This window comes from Caulobacter sp. CCH9-E1, from assembly GCF_001556515.1.
In the GTDB taxonomy this organism is placed as follows: Bacteria; Pseudomonadota; Alphaproteobacteria; order Caulobacterales; family Caulobacteraceae; genus Caulobacter.
The window spans coordinates 59,379-77,198 of record NZ_LSJA01000317.1; the positions used below are offsets into that span (position 1 = coordinate 59,379).

13 protein-coding genes are annotated in these 17,820 nt (G+C 67.9%); 8 read left to right on the top strand and 5 right to left on the bottom strand.

Annotated elements, in window-relative coordinates:
* Window positions 1–12: 12 nt before the first annotated feature.
* Together AX690_RS18155 and AX690_RS18160 are read right to left on the bottom strand one after the other, a co-directional pair.
* Window positions 13–960: an alpha-E domain-containing protein gene (locus tag AX690_RS18155; RefSeq protein ID WP_066681020.1), complete on the bottom strand. Its 948-nt coding sequence runs from the start codon at window positions 958–960 to the stop codon at window positions 13–15.
* On the bottom strand, window positions 957–2,468 hold the full coding sequence (locus AX690_RS18160; RefSeq protein WP_082769738.1) for a circularly permuted type 2 ATP-grasp protein: 1,512 nt from the start codon (window positions 2,466–2,468) through the stop codon (window positions 957–959). The genes AX690_RS18155 and AX690_RS18160 overlap by 4 nt, the downstream gene beginning before the upstream one ends.
* Window positions 2,469–2,741: 273 nt before the next feature.
* On the opposite strand from AX690_RS18160, the gene AX690_RS18165 reads away from it, so the two are divergent.
* From AX690_RS18165 to AX690_RS18195, 7 genes are all read left to right on the top strand, one after another.
* The gene (locus AX690_RS18165; RefSeq protein WP_066681022.1) at window positions 2,742–4,526 is read left to right on the top strand and encodes an autotransporter assembly complex family protein; all 1,785 of its coding nucleotides are present in this window, start codon (window positions 2,742–2,744) and stop codon (window positions 4,524–4,526) included.
* A 23-nt stretch (window positions 4,527–4,549) separates the two neighbouring features.
* A complete protein-coding gene (locus AX690_RS18170) occupies window positions 4,550–8,719 on the top strand; it encodes a translocation/assembly module TamB domain-containing protein (protein WP_197426907.1) in 4,170 nt (1,389 codons plus the stop codon).
* Window positions 8,720–8,870: 151 nt separating this feature from the next.
* Entirely contained in the window at window positions 8,871–10,127 is a 1,257-nt protein-coding gene (locus AX690_RS18175; RefSeq protein WP_066681026.1) for a hydrolase, read from the top strand.
* On the top strand, window positions 10,128–11,132 hold the full coding sequence (locus tag AX690_RS18180) for an arginine N-succinyltransferase (protein WP_066681027.1): 1,005 nt from the start codon (window positions 10,128–10,130) through the stop codon (window positions 11,130–11,132).
* Complete coding sequence (gene astD / locus AX690_RS18185; protein WP_066681028.1) at window positions 11,129–12,580, top strand: succinylglutamate-semialdehyde dehydrogenase; 1,452 nt, start codon at window positions 11,129–11,131, stop codon at window positions 12,578–12,580. Before AX690_RS18180 ends, astD begins: the two co-directional genes overlap by 4 nt.
* On the top strand, window positions 12,577–13,917 hold the full coding sequence (locus AX690_RS18190) for an N-succinylarginine dihydrolase (protein ID WP_066681030.1): 1,341 nt from the start codon (window positions 12,577–12,579) through the stop codon (window positions 13,915–13,917). Before astD ends, AX690_RS18190 begins: the two co-directional genes overlap by 4 nt.
* On the top strand, window positions 13,914–14,411 hold the full coding sequence (locus tag AX690_RS18195; protein WP_066681031.1) for a GNAT family N-acetyltransferase: 498 nt from the start codon (window positions 13,914–13,916) through the stop codon (window positions 14,409–14,411). The genes AX690_RS18190 and AX690_RS18195 overlap by 4 nt, the downstream gene beginning before the upstream one ends.
* On the opposite strand, the gene AX690_RS18200 is transcribed toward AX690_RS18195, so the two are convergent.
* Window positions 14,408–15,205, bottom strand: coding sequence for a LytTR family DNA-binding domain-containing protein (locus AX690_RS18200; RefSeq protein ID WP_231732234.1), 798 nt, complete (start codon window positions 15,203–15,205; stop codon window positions 14,408–14,410). The two genes, AX690_RS18195 and AX690_RS18200, sit on opposite strands and share 4 nt — an antisense overlap.
* Window positions 15,206–15,341: 136 nt before the next feature.
* Here AX690_RS18200 and AX690_RS18205 point away from each other — a divergent pair, with 136 nt between their 5' ends.
* Window positions 15,342–16,556 carry an acyltransferase gene (locus AX690_RS18205; protein WP_066681036.1) on the top strand — a complete coding sequence of 405 codons (1,215 nt, stop codon included), beginning with the start codon at window positions 15,342–15,344 and terminating at the stop codon, window positions 16,554–16,556.
* Here AX690_RS18205 and phhA read toward each other — a convergent pair.
* Together phhA and hspQ are read right to left on the bottom strand one after the other, a co-directional pair.
* A complete protein-coding gene (phhA, locus tag AX690_RS18210; RefSeq protein ID WP_066681038.1) occupies window positions 16,511–17,395 on the bottom strand; it encodes a phenylalanine 4-monooxygenase in 885 nt (294 codons plus the stop codon). The two genes, AX690_RS18205 and phhA, sit on opposite strands and share 46 nt — an antisense overlap.
* 81 nt (window positions 17,396–17,476) lie before the next feature.
* Window positions 17,477–17,806 carry a heat shock protein HspQ gene (hspQ, locus tag AX690_RS18215; RefSeq protein WP_066681040.1) on the bottom strand — a complete coding sequence of 110 codons (330 nt, stop codon included), beginning with the start codon at window positions 17,804–17,806 and terminating at the stop codon, window positions 17,477–17,479.
* Window positions 17,807–17,820: the final 14 nt, after the last annotated feature.

The following is a 17,820-nucleotide window of genomic DNA, read 5'->3' on the forward strand; positions in this document are numbered from 1 at the left end:
GACTGAGCTTCCCTAGGCCGGCAGGCGCATTTCGAGCGGATAGGCCACGAAGGTCTCGTAGATCGCTTCGTGGATGCGGGCGCACTCGTTGACGACGGTGGTCAGCAGGGGGCCGGCGCCGACGGCCTTGAGCTCATCGACATCGGCGTACTGCAGGCGCGCCTTCAGCCGGCCCGCCAGACGCTCTGGACCAGCGCGCTCGCCGGCCGAGACGCTGCGGGTGAGGGCGGTTAGGTGCTGCTCGATCTGGGCGGTGGCGAAACGGATCGAGCGCGGAAAGTCCTCGTCGAAGACCAGGAACTCCAAGATGTGCCGCGGTTCGATCTCGGCGGTGTAGACGCGTAGATAGGGCTCCAGGGCGCAGGCCATGCGCAACACGCTGACCAGGGCCACGTGATCGTCCAGTCGTCCGTGGCGCGGAGAGTCGGCGAAGCAGACCTCAAGCAGCCGCGAGACCAGCTGGGCGCGCTCCATGTAGGCGCCCAGCATCATGAACCGCCAGCTCTCGCCATGGCTCATGGTGGTGTCCGCCGCGCCCTTGAAGAGGTGGAGGTCGGCGATGACGTCGTGCAGGAAGTTGGTCGAGCTGTCGGAGAACTCCTTGGCCGCGCGGGCGTCGGTGACCTTCAGATAGAGCAGGTTCAGCCGCTCCCAGGTCTCGGTCGTGATCTGGTCGCGAACCTGGCGGGCGTTCTCGCGCGCGCGGGCCAGCGAAGAGACCACGGAGTTCGGGTCCTGGCGGTCGAGGACCAGCTTCTGGGCGGCTTCGAACGAGGCGACGCCGGCGCCGTCGCCGGGCTCTCCGACCGCGGCCATGGCGATCCAGACCGCATGGGCGCCGGCGTCCGTCTGGTCCAGCGTGGCGTTCAGCATCACGCTGGACAGGCGCGAGAGGTGCTCGGCGCGTTCGATGTATCGGCCCAGCCAGTAGAGGCTGTCGGCGACCCGAGCCAGCATCATGGGCGGACGCTCCCGTTGCCCGGACCATGTTCCTCGGCCAGGACCCAGGTGTCCTTGGAGCCGCCGCCCTGGCTGGAATTGACCACCAGCGAGCCGCGTTTCAGCGCGACACGGGTGAGGGCGCCGGGCGTGACGATCGTCTTCTCTCCGGACAGGATGAAGGGGCGTAGGTCGACGTGGCGCGGCTCGATCCGGCCGTCGACCAGACACGGCGCGGTCGACAGCTGAATGGTCGGCTGGGCGATGTAGTTTTCCGGATCGGCCTTGATCGCCTCGGCGAAGGCCTCGCGCTCGGACCGCGAGGCGTGCGGCCCCACCAGCATGCCATAGCCGCCGGAAGCGCCCACCGCCTTGACCACCAGTTTGTCGAGATTGGCCAGCACGTGCTGCAGCTGGCGGGGCTCGCGGCAGAGATAGGTCTCGATGTTGGGCAGGATGGCGTCCTCGCCCAGATAGTAGCGGATGATGTCGGGGACATAGGCGTAGACGGCCTTGTCGTCGGCGACGCCGGTGCCCGGCGCGTTGCAGATGACCACATTGCCGGCGCGATAGGCGTTGAACAGGCCCGCCGCGCCCAGCGAGGAGTCTCGCCGGAAGGTTAGCGGGTCGATGAAGTCGTCGTCGACCCGGCGGTAGATCACGTCGACCCGGCGCAGGCCGGTCGTGGTGCGCATGTAGACCATGTTTTCGTGCACCACGAGGTCGCGGCCCTCGACCAGTGGCACGCCCATCAGGCGGGCGAGGTAGGCGTGTTCGTAGTAGGCGCTGTTGTAGACGCCGGGCGTCAGCACCACGACCTGCGGGTTCGAGCGCCAGTCGGCGGTCATGCTCTTCAGCGTCGCCAGCAGCAGGTCGGGATAGCGTTCGACCGGACGCACGCCGGCGGCGCGATAGGTGCCGGGGAAGGTCCGCTTGGCCGCGTCGCGATTGGCCAGCATGTAGGAGACGCCGGATGGGACGCGCAGATTGTCCTCCAGCACCGCGAACTGTCCGTCCTGGCAGCGGATCAGGTCGCTGCCGCAGACATTGGCGTAGGCCTTGTGGGGCACATAGAGGTGCTGCATTTCGCGGCGGTAGGATGGAGCGCCCAGCACCAGTTCGCGCGGCACGACGCCGTCCATCAAGATCTGCTGGTCGCCGTAGATGTCGTCGAGGAACAGGTTCAGCGCGCGGAGGCGCTGGGTGAGACCCGCCTCGATCCGAGCCCATTCGGCGGCCGGGATGATCCGCGGGAAGAGGTCGGTCGGGATGATCCGTTCGGTGGTGTTCTCGGCGCCATAGACGGTGAAGGTGATGCCCTGAAGCAGGAAGGACCGCTCGAGCGTGCGCTGCCGTCCCGCCAGCTCCTCGGCGCCCAGCGTCGACATTCGAGCGTGCAGCGGATCGTAGTGGGGCCGCACGTCGCCTTCGGCCGTGAACATCTCGTCATAGGCGACGCCTGGCAGGTAAGCGGCCTCCGTCATCGGCAGGGGTGGGGCTTCCGCCAAGGTCTGGGTCATCCCCGCCATGCTCTTTTCCAGGCCCATCTTCCGCCTTGAGACCGTCTTCGTCTTGGACGCGACGCCGAGGCGCCCCGCCGATCGACTCTAAAGCCTGGCGGCGACGAAGGTCGAGGGATTCGACCCGCGCCGCGCCTTTGCGCACGACTGCCTAGCATTTGGGCGCCGGTTGGCCGCTTTGAGAAGCGGCGATCGCGGACAATCTGGTGCATTTCGGATCGTGACATGGGCCCCACCCGAGACTACAGCAGGGGCGGGGGCGCATCGCGCGGGGAATGAGAACTGGTGCTTGGGCGAACTTCCCTGGCTTTGACGGCAATGGCCTGGCTTATGGCCACGTCGGCCTGGGCCGATGAACCGATGGCTCAGATCCAGGGCGTCGAAGATAAGGCTCTCCGCGAGGCGATCCAGCGCGCCCTCACGGAATCCAAACATCCCGCTCAAAGCCGGGCCGAGGCGCGTCGGCGCGCCCGCCAGGCCGGCGAAGATGTCATCGCCGTTCTCCGCGCCGAGGGTTATTACGCCTATACGGTCGAGCCCGACGTGCTTGAGGGCGAGCCGCCGCGCGCGGTGGTCAAGGTTACGCCTGGCCCGGTCTTCGTGATCGCAGAGCCCAAGATCGACTGGTCGGGCGATCCCCCGGACGAAGGGACTCGGCAGCGCGCCGCGGTCGCCATGCGCCTGACCGAAGGCGATCCCGGACGCTCGGCCGATGTCGTCGGCGCCGAGGGGCGCGTCGTCGCTCAGGTCGCCAAGCTGGGCTATGCCGACGCCGAGGCCCAGCCGCGCGAGGTGATCGTCGACCACGCCGACCATACCGTCAGGCCATCTTTCAGGATCGCCGCCGGCGAACTCGTGCATCTCGACGGCGTCGAGGTGGTCACGAAGGGACGCACAAACCCGGCCTGGGTCGGGCGGCTGGCTCCCTGGGTGGCTGGCGACGTCTACGATCCCGAGGATGTCGCCGAGCTTGAGCGCCGTTTGCGCGACACCAGCGTCTATGACTCGATCTCGGTCTCGCTGGCGGGGGCGGACAAGGCCACCGCCGAAGGGTTCCGGCCGGTCGTCGTCACGCTTGCCGATCGTCGTGCGCGGACGGTGGAACTGGGCGCGGGCTATTCGACCAGCGAAGGCGCCGGCGTCGACGCCAAGCTGATCCGCTACAATCGGCTGAAGCGCGCCGATACGACGACCTACGCCCTTCGCTTCGCCAAGCTGGAGCAGAGCATTGGCGCGGAGATCTCGTTGCCCCACTGGCGGCGTCCCCAGCAGACCCTGAAGCTCAGCAGCTCGCTGTTCCGCAACGACACCGACGCCTACAACGAGACCGGCGGGCGCGTGGGGGTCGATCTGACCAAGCGCCGACAGACGACGGCCTACCGGACGTTTGGCGTTTCGTTGGACCTCTCGCAGACCAAGGAGCAGCTGAACCGAAACGGCTCGGTCGCCGGTCGCAAGCTCAACCTGGCGACCATCGCGGGTCTCGCCGCCTATGCCTGGGACTTCTCGGACAACATCCTGGATCCCAAGCGCGGCTGGCGGCTCGAGGCGCGCGGCGAACCCACCTATGTCGTCGGCGACACGACCTTGCCTTATCTGAAGCTGACGACTCAGGGCTCCGCCTATCTGCCGTTCGGCAAGGGCGCGAGCACGGTCCTGGCCGGTCGCCTGAAGCTCGGGGCGATCGTCGGCGGCGGCATCCCTCAAGTTCCGGCCGCTCGGCGCTTCTACGCGGGCGGCGGCGGCTCGGTGCGCGGCTACGCTTATCAGGCGATTGGGCCGCGCTTGGCCGACAATACGCCGCAGGGCGGCGTGTCGTTGGTCGAGACCTCGTTCGAGCTTCGGCAGAAGATCACGGGGAATTGGAGCGGCGTCGCCTTTGTCGACGCCGGCGCCATCGGCACGCACGAAACGCCCCAGCGCGAGGATTTCCGGGCCGGCGCGGGCCTTGGCGTGCGCTATGATCTTGGCTTTGGCCCCATTCGCGCCGATGTCGCCGTTCCCCTCGGCCGGCGCGCGGGCGACCCCGCGTTCCAGATCTATCTCAGCATCGGGCAAAGCTTTTGAGCGGCGAACAGGACAAGCCCGATCTGGCGGAAACGGTCGCCCAGGCCGCGGAGGTCGCGAGCGAGACCGCCGTCAAGGCCGCCAAGAAGCTTGGCTGGGGCGGCGCCGTCTTGATCGCCGCGGGGATCCTGGCCGCCATCCTCGTCGTCATGGCCGGCGGCCTGCGCCTGGCGCCGATCACGCCCCAGGGGCGGATGTTCCTTGAGGCGCGCGCCTCGGGGCTGAAGCTGGGGCGGATTGGCAAGCTTCATATCGAGGGCTTGTCTGGCGACATCTGGAAAGACTTCGGCGTCCGCCGCCTGACCATTTCGGATGAGCGGGGCGTTTGGCTGGAGGCCCACGATCTGCGCGTCGCCTGGCGAGCCACTGAACTGTTCGGTCGCCGTTTCCACGCCGAACGTATCGACGCCCGCGACGTGATCGTCCTGCGTCGCCCGGCCATGGGTCCTAAAGGCAAGTCCGGCGCCGCGCCGGTGTCGGTGGATCTGGACGCCTTCGCCTTCCGTCTCGTGACGAGGCCGGCGTTCAGCGGCCGCGATGGAGACTTTGACGTCGCTGGCGAATACGAGATGGCTAGGCGCGGCGGCCAGAAGGGAAAGCTGGCGGTGGCCTCCCGGCTGCATGCCGGCGATCACCTGACCTTCGATTTCGATCTCGGACGCTCCAAGAGCCTGCACCTCTCCGCCGATGCTCTCGAGGCGAACGGCGGCGCCATTGCTGGCGCGCTAGGGTTGCCCGCCGATCGCCCGTTTGACCTGAAGGCCAAGGCCGACGGGACCGTTAGCCAGGCGACCTTCAATGTTCTGGCCAAGTCCGGCGCTGACACGCCCCTGGAGGCCAGCGGGGCCTGGACGCCTCAGGGGGGCTCGGCGCGCGGCCGGCTGGACCTCGGCGCCTCGCGCTGGACCCAGCGACTTGAGCGGATGTTCGGGGCGCAGGCCAACTTCACGATCGACGGCAAGAAGGCGACCGCCGACGGGCTTTCGGCCCTGACGCTGGACGTCCGCGCCGACAATCTAACGCTGCAAGCGCGCGGTCTCGCAGACCTCGCCAAACGACGCACGGGTCCGGACGGCCTCGCCTTCACCGCCCGCATCGGCGCTCTGAAGCGCATCGTTTCGATCCCTCAGATGGGGCAGGGGCTGGCTGACGGGGTCTTCCGGCTGGAGAAGGGCGGCTTCTCGGTCGAGGGGACCGCCGACGTCGCCGATCTCGAACTGCTAGGCTACCATTTGAAGCGCGCCAAGGGGCCCGCGCTGGTGCGATGGACCAAGGGCGAACTGGAGATCAAGGCCCAGGCGACCTCTTCGGGCGGCGGAGGAACGGGACTGCTCGCCGTGCTGGGCGCGAGCCCCAAGGCGACGTTCGAGGGCGCGCGGATCAAGGGCGGCCGGTTCCTGATCCGCTCGGCCCGCATCGATGCGCCGAACCTGATCGTGACGGGCACGGGCGAACGCGGCGTTCTGGGCGGCCTGTCGTTCGATGGCGAAATGAAAGTCGCCAGCCTGGGGCCGGTGCGTCCCGGCGCCAAGGGCTCCGTCACCGCCAAATGGTCGGCCTCCAGCTTCGCCGGTCGGCCGTGGGCGTTCACCGTCGACAGCCGCGCGGCCAACTTCGCGACCGGCTATGCCGAGATCGATCGACTGCTCGGCGCGACGCCGCGCCTGAATGGCAAGGCCAGCTGGAACGAGGGCGTGCTGACGGTCGCCGAGGCGCGGCTCGAAGGCGCGGCCGCCAACGCCAACACCTCCGGCAAGCTGGGGAAGGGGCTTTCGCTGGACTTCGGCCTGGACTGGACCGCCACGGGGCCGTTCCGCGCCGGCCCGGTCGAGATCGCCGGCAAGGCCAGCGGCGACGGCAAGATCGGCGGCGTTCTGTCCGCGCCGCGCGCCGAGCTGAACGCGGATTTCGATTCCATTGATCTGCCCCGCTTGCCGCTGAGCAAGGCGCGCCTGACCGTCGTCTTCGCGCGCGGCGCAAACGCCACTGACGGAACGGCGGCGCTGCAGGCCCAGAGCGCCTATGGACCGGCGCGCGGTCGGACGGCCTTCCGCTTCTCGCCTGGCGGGGTCGAGCTCAGCGATCTCGACCTCGACGCGGGCGGAGCGAAGGCGAAGGGCGCGATGTCCTTGCGCAACGGCCTGCCGGCGACGGCCGACCTGACCCTCGCCATCGGTCCCGGGGCCTTCATCCCTCAAGGGCAGGTCAAGGGCTCCGCGCGCCTCGTCGACGCGCCGGGCGGCGGAACGGCCAACGCCAGCCTGAACCTCACCGCCCAAGAAATCAGCTTCGGCGGCTGGAAGGTGCGGGCCGCCGCGATCAAGGCTGACGGCCCGCTCTCACGCCTCCCGCTTTCGATCGATGCGCGGGGGGACGCCCCCAATGGTCGCTGGCGGCTCGGCGGCTCGGGTGAACTGGCCCAGGCCGGCCGCGCTTATGACCTGACGCTGAACGCGGCTGGCCGTCTCGGGCGCACGGAGATCAAGACCAACGAACCGGCCAAGCTGAGGTTCGGCGATGGTCCGACCCAAGCGCGTCTGCGGCTGGCGATCGACAAGGGGCGGGCCGATATCGACGCCGACCTCGGCGGCGCGACCGCCATGCTGAAGGCGGAACTGACGGGCGTGACCCTGACGGCCTTCAACCCTGACCTGGACGGCGACATCGACGGGTCGTTCAATCTGCGCGGCCAGGGCGAGACGCTGGGCGGTGATTTCACCATGCGGCTCTCCAACGCCCGCGAGCGTGGGGCCAAGGTCGAGCAGTCGCTGGACGCCAAGATCCACGGCGATCTTACCGACAGCCAGCTGACCATCGTCGCCGACGGCGACAACCGCCAAGGGCTGAAGGCCGAGGCCAATCTCGTTCTCCCGGTCGAGGCTTCGGCCCAACCGCTGCGGCTGATCATCAACAAGAAGCGGGGCGTGCAGGGGCGCTTCTCCGCCCAGGGCGAGATCAAGCCGCTGTGGAACCTGCTGATGGGCGCCGATCGCTCCCTCTCGGGTCGCATCAACCTGCAGGCCAGCCTGGGCGGCACGCTGGCGGATCCGCGCCTGCTTGGCACGGCCACCTTGGACAACGGCGGCTTCGAGGACGGTCAAACCGGTCTTCGCTTGCGCAACGTGACGCTGCGTTCGTCCATGGCTGACAACGCCATCGACGTGCTGCAGGCGATCGGCGAGGACGGGCAGGGCGGCTCGATCTCAGGCGCGGGGCGGATCAGCCTCGCCCGCGATGGGGTCGGCAGCTTCAAGCTCGACATGAAGAGCTTCCGGCTGATCGACAACGACCTGGCTTCAGCCGTAGCGACGGGATCGGCGACGGTGAACCGCTCGGCCGACGGCAAGATCAAGCTGTCCGGGGCGGTGACCCTCGATCGGGCCGACGTCTCGGCGCAGACCAAGACGCCGGCCGGGGTCGTCGCGATGGACGTCGTTGAGCGCAATCGGCCGCTGGATCTGGATCAGGGCCTGCAACGACGTCCGACGACAGGAGGCATGATCCTGGACCTCGACCTCAAGGCGCCGCGCCGCGTCTTCGTCCGCGGGCGAGGGCTGGATGTCGAACTGTCGCTGAACGCCCATGTCGGCGGCACGTCGCTGGCGCCGGCGCTGAGCGGCGTGGCGCGCGTCGTGCGAGGCGAATACGACTTCGCCGGCAAGCGCTTCGAGTTTGACGACGACGGGACCGTCTATCTCGCCAGCCAGCTCGACCGCATCGTTCTCAACCTGTCGGCGACCCGGCAGGACACCTCGCTCACCGCGGTTGTGCAGATCAAGGGAACGGCCGCCAAGCCCGAGATTACCCTGACCTCGAAGCCCCAACTCCCCAGCGACGAGGTGCTCAGCCAGGTGTTGTTCGGCTCGTCCGCCGCGCAGTTGTCCCCGATCGAGGCCGCTCAGCTGGCTTCGGCCCTGGCGTCGCTGGCCGGCGGCGGCGGTTTTGACGTGATCGGCAACCTGCGCAGCTTCGCGCGACTCGACCGTCTGGCCTTCGCCGAGGGCGCCGCGGGCATGACCGTGGCCGGCGGCAAGTACCTGACCGACGACGTCTATCTCGAGATCATCGGCGGTGGTCGCGAAGGCCCAGCCGCTCAGGTCGAATGGCGTATTCGGCGCACGCTTTCGCTGGTCTCCCGCATCGGCAGCCAGAATGACGCCAAACTTTCGGTCCGCTGGCGAAAGGACTACTGAGCAGGCAGGGGGTTGCGCGATCTTTCGAACTCGGTTCGAAATGGACGAGCTCCAGCAAGGCTGTTGCGCGGGCCCTCGGTTACCTCGTTTCAGGTAAGCACGATTTGCCCGCGGCCCTTGGTTATCCTGACTGAGGGAGGACAGGCTATTGATGCGTCTTGAGTCAGAAGACCGCGCGGTTCTGGACCATATCGCGCAGGCCGGCGGCCAGATCATTGATCGCGCCGTGGACTGGTGTGCGATCAATTCCGGAAGTCGCCACTTGGCGGGGCTTGAGCGTCAGAGGCAGGTTTTGCTCGACGCCTCCGCCAGCCTGCCGGCCGCTTCCGTGGAGATCCCGCTCACGCCATCACGCGAGGTCGCCGCCGACGGCCGCGAGACCGAGCTGGCCCACCCGCCGTCGCTGGCTGTGATCGTGCGTCCCGAGGCGCCGATACAAGTCGTTCTGACCGGCCACTACGACACGGTCTACCCGGAGACGAGCGCCTTCCAAAGTGTCCGCACGCGCCCGGACGGCGCGTTGCATGGCCCTGGCATCGCGGACATGAAGGGGGGGATTTCCGTGATGCTGGCGGCCTTGGAGGCGTTCGAGCGCCACCCCGACTCGGCCCGCCTCGGCTATCGCGTGCTGCTGTCGCCGGATGAGGAGATCGGCTCGATCGCCTCCGCGCCCGTGCTCGCCGATTTCGCCCGGCGCGGTCACGTCGGCCTGACCTACGAACCGGCCTTGGCGGACGGAGCCCTGGCTTCGGCGCGCAAAGGCTCGGGAAACTTCCACATCGTGGTCCACGGCCGCGCGGCTCATGCCGGTCGCGACTTCGCCGCCGGGCGCAACGCGGTGATCGGCGCGGCCCGGATCGCTGAGCGCCTCCACGCCCTGAACGGTCAGCGCGATGGCGTCACCGTCAATGTCGCTCGCATCGATGGCGGCGCGCCGCTGAACATGGTGCCGGAGGTGGCGGTCGTCCGCTTCAACGTCCGCTTCCCGCAAGAGGAGGCCGCGGTCTGGTTCGAAGCCGAGGTCGCCCGGATCGTCGCGACCGTGGGCGACGATCTGCACGCCCATCTGCACGGCCGGATCACGCGTGGCGCGAAGCCCTTCAACGCCGCCCAGCAACGGCTATTCGGGGCGGTGAAGGATGTTGGGGCGCTGCTCGGCCAGGAGATCGTCTGGAAGCCGTCCGGCGGCGTCTGCGAGGGCAACAACCTGTTCGCCTCGGGGCTGCCCAATGTCGACACCCTGGGCGTGCGCGGCGGCGACATCCACAGCGAGGCCGAGCACGCCTGGCCCGAGAGTTTCGTCGAGCGCGCGCAGCTCTCGGCCCTGATCCTGATGAAGTTGGCGAGCGGCGCGATCGACGCCCGCGCGATCCGCGCCGCCATGGACACCCTGGGGGAGATCCACTGAATGCTCGTTGTCCGTCCCGCCGGTTCCGCCGACTTCGACGCCCTGATGGAGCTGGCCGTGCTCTCGGGCAGAGGGTTCACCAGCTTGCCCGAGGATGAGGCGACCTTGCGCGCGCGCCTGGCGCTGTCGGAGGCCAGTTTCCAGGCCGGCGTGGCCCCGCCCGAGGCTTGGTACACCCTGATGCTCGAGGAGACCGAGACGGGCTCCGTCGAGGGCGTGGCGGGGGTGAAGGCTGGGGTCGGCCTGAAGCGGCCTTTCTTTTCGTTCCGGGTCGTGACCTTGGCCCAGTCGTCGCCGACGCTGGAGATGCGCTTTGATCACAAGGCCCTGGTTCTGGTGAACGAATGCGCTGGCTGGTCCGAGGTCGGCTCGCTGTTCTTGCGCCCCGAGAAACGCAAAGGCGGGGCGGGGCGGTTGCTCGCCCAGTCGCGCTACATGCTGATTGGGATCGAACCGCAGCGGTTCGCGGAGATGGTGCTGGCCGAGCTGCGCGGTTGGTTCGACCAAGATGGCCGTTGTCCGTTCTGGGAGCACGTCTCGCACAAGTTCTTCCGGCTGGACTTCGACCAGGCCGACCTGATGAGCGCCTCCACCGACGGCCAGTTCATCCTCGACCTGGCGCCGCGCCACCCGATCTATACCGAGCTCCTGCCCGAAGAGGCGCGGGACGTCATCGGTCGCGTTCATCGCGATGGCGAAGCCGCTCGGGCGATGCTGGAGCGCGAGGGTTTTCGGTATCAAGGCCTTGTCGACTTGTTCGACGCCGGGCCGACCGTGGCCTGTCCGCGCGATGATATCCGTACGGTGCGCGACTCCAAGCGATTGCGGGTGAAGCCGGGCGAGGACGCTTTCGGCGAGGAGGCGCTGATTTCGACCGGAGAGGTGTCGCGGTTCCGCGCGATCCGCGCTCCGGTGCTGATCGACGGTGAGGCGGCCATTCTGGGGCGCGAGGCGATGGACGCTCTTGGCGTCTGCGAAGGCGAAGTGGTGCGGGTGAAGGCATGAGCGGACTGTTCATCGACGGCAAGTGGCGCTCGGGCGAAGGCCCGGAGCTGGTCTCGACCGATCCGGCGACGGGCGAAGCGGTCTGGCGCGGCGCGACGGCGAACCCGTCGGACGTCGGCCGGGCAGTGGAAGCGGCCCGACGCGCGTTCCCCGCCTGGGCGGATCGTCCGCGCGAAGAGCGGATCGCGGTCCTGCGTCGCTACAAGGAAATCCTGGTCGAACGCACGGCGGCCTTCGCCGAGGCCCTGAGCCGCGAGACGGGCAAGGCGCTTTGGGAGACCAAGGCCGAGCTGGGTTCGATGGCCGGCAAGGTCGATCTGTCGATCAAGGCCTATGACGAACGGACCGGCGTCACCGAGAACGCCATGCCGTTCGGCCGCGCCGTGCTGCGTCACCGGGCGCATGGCGTGATGGCCGTGCTGGGGCCGTTCAACTTCCCCGGTCACCTGCCCAATGGCCACATCGTCCCGGCGCTGCTGGCCGGCGACACCGTGGTGTTCAAGCCGTCCGAGGAGACCCCTTTGGCCGGCCAACTGATGGTCGAGGCGCTGGAAGCGGCCGGAGTTCCGGCGGGCGTCGTCAACCTCGTACAGGGCGGGCGCGAGACGGGGCAGGCCCTGATCGACCAGGAGATCGACGGCCTGCTGTTCACGGGCTCGGCCGCGGCGGGGGCCTTCTTCCGCCGCCGCTTCGCCGACCGTCCGGACGTGATCCTGGCGTTGGAACTTGGCGGCAACAACCCGCTGGTCGTCTGGGACGCCGACGACGCTGAAGCCGTCGCCGCCCTGGTCGTGCAATCGGCCTACATCACGACCGGCCAGCGCTGCTCGTGCGCGCGGCGGCTGATCGTGCCGGACGACGCCTTTGGCCAGGCCGTGATCGAGGCGACGGCGGCGCTGGCCGATCGCCTGACGGTCGGGCCATGGAACGGCGAGGCCGAGCCGTTCATGGGACCGCTGATCTCGGCGCGCGCGGCCAAGGCCGCTCGCGCCGTAGCCGAGGCCATGCCTGGCGACAGGATCCGCGCCCTGGGATCTGTGCCGGGTCTTGGCGACGCCTTCGTCACCCCGGGCCTGGTGGATGTAACGGGCGCCGACATCCCCGATGAGGAGCTCTTCGCGCCCTGGCTTCAGGTCCGCCGCGTGGGCAGTTTCGACGACGCCCTGAAGGCGGCGAACGCCACGCGCTATGGCTTGTCGGCGGGGCTTATCTCAAATGAATCAAGCCGCTGGGACGCTTTCCTCAACCGTATTCGCGCGGGTGTGGTGAACTGGAACCGGCCCACCACCGGCGCTGCGGGTTCGATGCCGTTCGGCGGCCTCGGCGCATCGGGCAATCACCGGCCCAGCGCCTATTACGCCGCCGACTATTGCGCCTATCCAGTGGCCAGTTTCGAGGCCGGAGCGGTTACCGATACAGTCAAGGACATCAAAGGCTTGCGACCATGACTTCCGCCGTCGAGGCAAATTGCGACGGCCTGGTTGGACCGACCCACTCGTATGTCGGTCTTTCGCCCGGCAACCTGGCGAGCACTCGCAACGCCGGCGAGGTGTCCAACCCCCGCGGGGCGGCGCTGGAGGGGCTCGCCAAGATGCGGCGGCTCTACGACCTGGGCCTGCCGCAGTTCGTTCTCGCGCCGCATGAGCGTCCGGCGACAAACTTCCTGAAGTCCATCGGGTTTTCGGGCCGGGAAGAGATCTTGCTTGAGGATGCCTGGAAGTCGGCGCCGGCCCTCGCCGCCGCAGCCTTCTCGGCCTCGTCGATGTGGGCCGCCAACGCCGCCACGGTGACGCCCAGCGCCGACGCCGCCGACGGCCGCGTTCATCTCACGCCGGCCAATCTGCTGACCAACCTGCATCGCAGCCTGGAGGGCGATCAGACGACGCGCGCGCTGCGACGCCTGTTCCCGGACACGCGGCGTTTCACCGTCCATGATCCCCTGCCAGCCCAGCCCCACTTCGCCGACGAGGGCGCCGCCAACCATGTGCGGCTCTGCGCGGAACATTGCGCGCCGGGCGTCAACCTGTTTGTCTGGGGGCGCGAGGCCTGGGAGCATTGGGACGGCAGGTTCCCGGCCCGCCAGACCCGCGAGGCGTTCGAGGCCATCCAGCGTCGTCACGGCGCCGCGCGTCCGGTTTTCCCGCGCCAGGCCAAGGCGGCGATCGCGGGCGGCGCCTTCCACAATGATGTGGTCTGCGTCGGCACGCGCGAGTGCCTGTTCTTTCACGAACGCGCCTTCGAGGATCGAGGTCTGATGGAGCGCGAGGTTCGGGCCGCCGCCGAGGGCCTTTTCGAACCGGTCTTCGTCGAAGTCTCGGAGGCCGAGCTGCCGATGGCGGATCTGGTCGCCAGCTATTTGTTCAATTCCCAGCTGCTGGCTGTTCCTGGCGAGGATCGCCTGCTGCTGTTGGCGCCGGCGGAGACGCGCGACAACCCGCGCGCCCACGCGGTCGCCGAGGGACTGGCCGCCTCCAATGGTCCGATCGGACGCGTGGAGTATGTCGACGTGCGCCAGAGCATGCGCAATGGCGGTGGGCCGGCCTGCTTGCGCCTGCGAGTCGTGTTGACCGAAGAGGAGCTCGAGGCCGCCAACCCGGCGCAGCGCTTCACGCCCGGCCTGCACACGACCCTGGCGAACTGGGTGGAGCGCCGCTACCGCGACAGCCTGTCGCCGGCCGATCTGGCAGATCCGCAGCTGCTGACCGAGAGCCGCGAGGCCCTGGACGAACTGACCCAGATTCTCGACCTGGGCGGTGACTTCTATCCGTTCCAGAGGACCGCTTGAGCATCACCATTCGGGCCGCGACGTTCGCGGACAGAGACGCCATCGTCACCCTGCACAGGGCCGCCGCCGTCACGCCCGGCGCGCTTGCGCGCGCGCCGGAAGAGGTGACGCCCGCGTACGCCGAGGCCGCGATCGGCTGCGACATCTGCCTGGTGGCGATCGACGCCGACGGCTTGGTCTGCGGCGAGATCCACGCCAAGCGCGAGACCGTGGCTCTGTTCGCCCACGTGCTGGGAAGCCTGACGGTGGCGGTCCATCCGGAGCGGCAGGGACGGGGGATCGGCTCCAGGCTGTTCGAGGCCCTGATCGCGTGGGCCAAAGCCCAGGAGCCGCCCATCTTGCGCATCGAGCTCGCGGCGGGCGCCGGCAATCCCGGCGCGATCCGGCTCTACGAGCGGCTGGGCTTCCAGCATGAGGGCCGGCAGGTGGCGCGCGGACGGCTGCCGGACGGCCGTTTCGAGGACGACATCCTGATGGGGATGTTGCTCTTCTAGGCGCGCAGGGCCGCCAAGGCCTCCGGAAAGCGGCGGGAGAGCGGCGCTTCGATGTCACCCAGTTCGACGGCGTAGTCGCCCGAGCCCTCGGGCTTCAGGCCGGTGACGCGGGCCGTGTTGACCAGCCAGGATTTGTGGGTGCGCACGAAGCCATGGCGGGCCAGGCTCTCCAGCGCGGCGCCGAGCGATGAGCGGGTGAGGGGGCGTCGGCCGTCTCCCAGGATGAACTCGACATAGTTGCCGGCCGAGCGGACGGCGATGATCTCCGCCACTGGAACGCGGATCAGCCGCGCGCCATCCAGGATGTCGAAGACCGCTGGCGCCGCAACGCCCCGTTCGAATGGCTTCTGCGCGCCGCGCATCAGGGCCAGCCAGAAGATGATCGTGGCGGCCGCGTAGCCCAGCAGGTCCTTGCGGAACTCGTACAGGAACTCGCCGGGCAGCGGCCCGAAGCGATAGGTCTCGTGCAGCAAGACGGCGTGAGCGACCTTCCGCAGCGCGACGAAGGCCGCGACGTGGATTGCGGAGTAGACGAGGGCGGCGACGATGTGGGCAGGCGCGGCCGCCCACCAGCGAGGCCTGGTCCTGACCATCCACACGGCCATGGCGGCGGGGATCGCGGTGATCGCCAGGATGACCAGGGCGCTGCTGATCTCCCAGATCGCGGGCCTGATCAGGCCCAGGCGCGGGGCGTCGTGCTGCACCGTCAGGATGTTGACCAGACAGATGGCGACGAACAGGCTCACGCAGAGGGCGTAGGCGCGGGTCAGCCACAGGCGCTCTTCGCCGGTCATCCCGAAAACGCCGCTGCTCGTCCCGGAAGCTTCGCCGGTCATCCCTACCGTCGGCCGCTGATCCCGAGCCGCTTGGCTGGTCGAGGCGGGGCGAGGCAGGTCATGAGCATCGCTGTTCAAGCCGGACCTTCCCCTCATGACCACGACCGTTCAACAGATAGACCGACGCTACGACCTGGACTGGATTCGGGTCGGCGCGTTCTTCCTGCTGATCCTCTATCACACCGGCATGTTCTATGTGCCATGGGATTGGCACGTGAAGACGCCCCATGTCGTCGAAGGGCTGATGCCCCTCATGCTGCTGACCAATCCTTGGCGGCTGACCCTGCTGTTCCTGGTCTCGGGCGCGGCGACGCGGTTCATGGCCGACACGACCACGGTGGGCCAACTCACCGGCGCGCGGATCGTGCGCCTGCTGCCACCGCTGCTGTTCGCCATGTTCGTGATCGTGCCGCCGCAGTCGTACTACGAGATTGTCGAGTATCTGGCCCAACATCCCAGCGCGCCGGTGGGCGTCGAGAACTTCTGGGTCCGGTATGTCACGGCTTCGGGCCATTGGTGCGGGACCGACGGCGATTGCCTGATCACTCCGACCTGGAACCACATGTGGTTCGTGGCCTACCTGCTGTTCTACACGCTGGTCCTGGCGCTCATGCTGCTGGTCTGGAAGACGGCCGGCGAGCGCATCCAACAGGCCGCGGAATATCTGTTGAAGGGCGTTGGCCTATTCGCCTGGCCGATCCTGTTTCTCGCGATGCTGCGCGCCACCCTCTATGCGAAGTACGGCGAGACCCACGCTCTGGTCGGCGACCACTACGTCCACGCCGTTTCGTTCAGCGCCTTTCTGCTGGGCTTTGGTCTCGCCAAGTCCGACACCCTGCGTGAACGCCTTGTCGCTGTTCGCTGGCCAGCCCTGATCGTCGCGGTCGCCGCCTGGGCGGGATGGAGCATCTACGTCTGGACCTATCGTCACGACACGCCGATCCCTTCGCCTCAACTGAAGCTGCTGATGCGTTTCGTGTTCGCCGCAGACACCTGGTGCGCGATCGTCGCCATCCTGGGCTTTGGGGCCAAGCATCTGACGCATGGCGGACCGGTGCTGCGCTACCTGACCCTGGGCGTCTTCCCGTTCTACCTGGTCCACCAGACGCTGATCGTGGTCATGGCCCATCACCTCGCCAAGCTGGGTCTGCCCCAGGGGCTAGAGGGGGCGATCCTGGTCGTCGCGACCTTCGCCGGCTGTTTCGCGACCTACGAGATCGTGCGACGCATCCCGGGCGTTCGGATCCTGTTTGGCCTGAAAGGTCAGCCCGCCGAGGCGCTGGCCAGGCGACCGCCGGCCCTCGCATAGGCCTGGGTCCCGCGGGTGATCACGGCGTCGCCGGGAACGATCTCGGCGACGCCGATGTCGCTGGCGCCCGCCAGGCGCTCATAGAGCGCGCCGAAGTCTCGCAGGGTCACCTCCTGCAGGGTCTGGATCGAGTCGATCACGAAATAGACCTGCTGGAAGTCGTCGATCCGGTAGAGCGTCCGCATCACCCGCTCCAGGTCGAAGCCGATGCGATTAGGGGACGGATCGCCGAGAGCGAAGATCGACTCCGATCGCGAAGAGACGATGCCGGCTCCATAGATCCGCAGGCCCGCCGGCGTGTTCATCAGACCGAACTCCACCGTGTACCAGTAGAGCCGTGCGAGATTGGCGAGGCGCCCTAGGCCAAGCGCCCGTCGGCCGCCCTCGCCGTAGGCCTGCATGTAGTCGGCGAAGGTGGGGTCGGTCAGCATCGGCACGTGACCGAAGACATCGTGGAAGATGTCCGGCTCCTGCAGATAGTCCAGCTCGTGCGGCTTGCGGATGAACTGGCCGGCCGGGAAGCGGCGGTTGGCGAGGTGATCAAAGAATACGTCGTCGGGCACCAGGCCTGGCACGGCGACCACGCTCCAGCCCGTCAGACGCTGCAGCTCTTCATTAATGCGGTGGAAATCCGGGATGCCCGCGCGGTGCAGGTCGAGGGCGTCGAGTCCGCGCAGAAACGCGTCGCAGGCCCGGCCATGCAGCATCTGGGCTTGGCGTTCGTAAAGGGTGATCCAGACGTCGTGCTCGGCCTGGGAGTAGGACGCCCAGCCCTGATCGATCGTCCAATCCTGGTTCGCTCCCGGCGGGGGCGCGCTATCGAAGCCTTCTCCGCTCATGCGAGAACGCTACGCCCCGATTTTCGCAAAAGCTGTTCGGAGTTTGCGCTGATCGCGCGGTTGCGCGGACAGGTTTGCCGCTTAGTGCGAGATTCGAGGCCGAAGCTTGTACTGGCCGTGGTCGAATGACTCGAAGATCACCGCGGTCTGCGGGTGGCCGACCGGCTCGCCGCTGTCGTCCGGCAGCAGGTTCTGCTCGGAAACATAGGCGACGTAGCTGTTGTCCTCGTTCTCGGCCAGCAGGTGGTAGAACGGCTGGTCCTTGTTGGGGCGGATCTCCTCGGGGATCGACTGCCACCAATCTTCCGTATTGGCGAACACCGGGTCGACGTCGAACACCACACCCCGGAACGGGAAGAGGCGGTGACGGACGACTTGGCCGATCGCGAACTTGGCGAGTCTCGAATTCATGGTTTGGAGAATAG

Bases quoted from the DNA above. Each gene is read 5' to 3' on its own strand.
- phhA (WP_066681038.1), bottom strand. From the start codon at position 17,395: ATGAGCGGAGAAGGCTTCGATAGCGCGCCCCCGCCGGGAGCGAACCAG.
- AX690_RS18205 (WP_066681036.1), top strand. From the start codon at position 15,342: ATGACCACGACCGTTCAACAGATAGACCGACGCTACGACCTGGACTGG.
- AX690_RS18200 (WP_231732234.1), bottom strand. From the start codon at position 15,205: ATGACCGGCGAAGAGCGCCTGTGGCTGACCCGCGCCTACGCCCTCTGC.
- AX690_RS18180 (WP_066681027.1), top strand. From the start codon at position 10,128: ATGCTCGTTGTCCGTCCCGCCGGTTCCGCCGACTTCGACGCCCTGATG.
- AX690_RS18190 (WP_066681030.1), top strand. From the start codon at position 12,577: ATGACTTCCGCCGTCGAGGCAAATTGCGACGGCCTGGTTGGACCGACC.
- astD (WP_066681028.1), top strand. From the start codon at position 11,129: ATGAGCGGACTGTTCATCGACGGCAAGTGGCGCTCGGGCGAAGGCCCG.
- hspQ (WP_066681040.1), bottom strand. From the start codon at position 17,806: ATGAATTCGAGACTCGCCAAGTTCGCGATCGGCCAAGTCGTCCGTCAC.
- AX690_RS18160 (WP_082769738.1), bottom strand. From the start codon at position 2,468: ATGGCGGGGATGACCCAGACCTTGGCGGAAGCCCCACCCCTGCCGATG.
- AX690_RS18155 (WP_066681020.1), bottom strand. From the start codon at position 960: ATGATGCTGGCTCGGGTCGCCGACAGCCTCTACTGGCTGGGCCGATAC.
- AX690_RS18175 (WP_066681026.1), top strand. From the start codon at position 8,871: ATGCGTCTTGAGTCAGAAGACCGCGCGGTTCTGGACCATATCGCGCAG.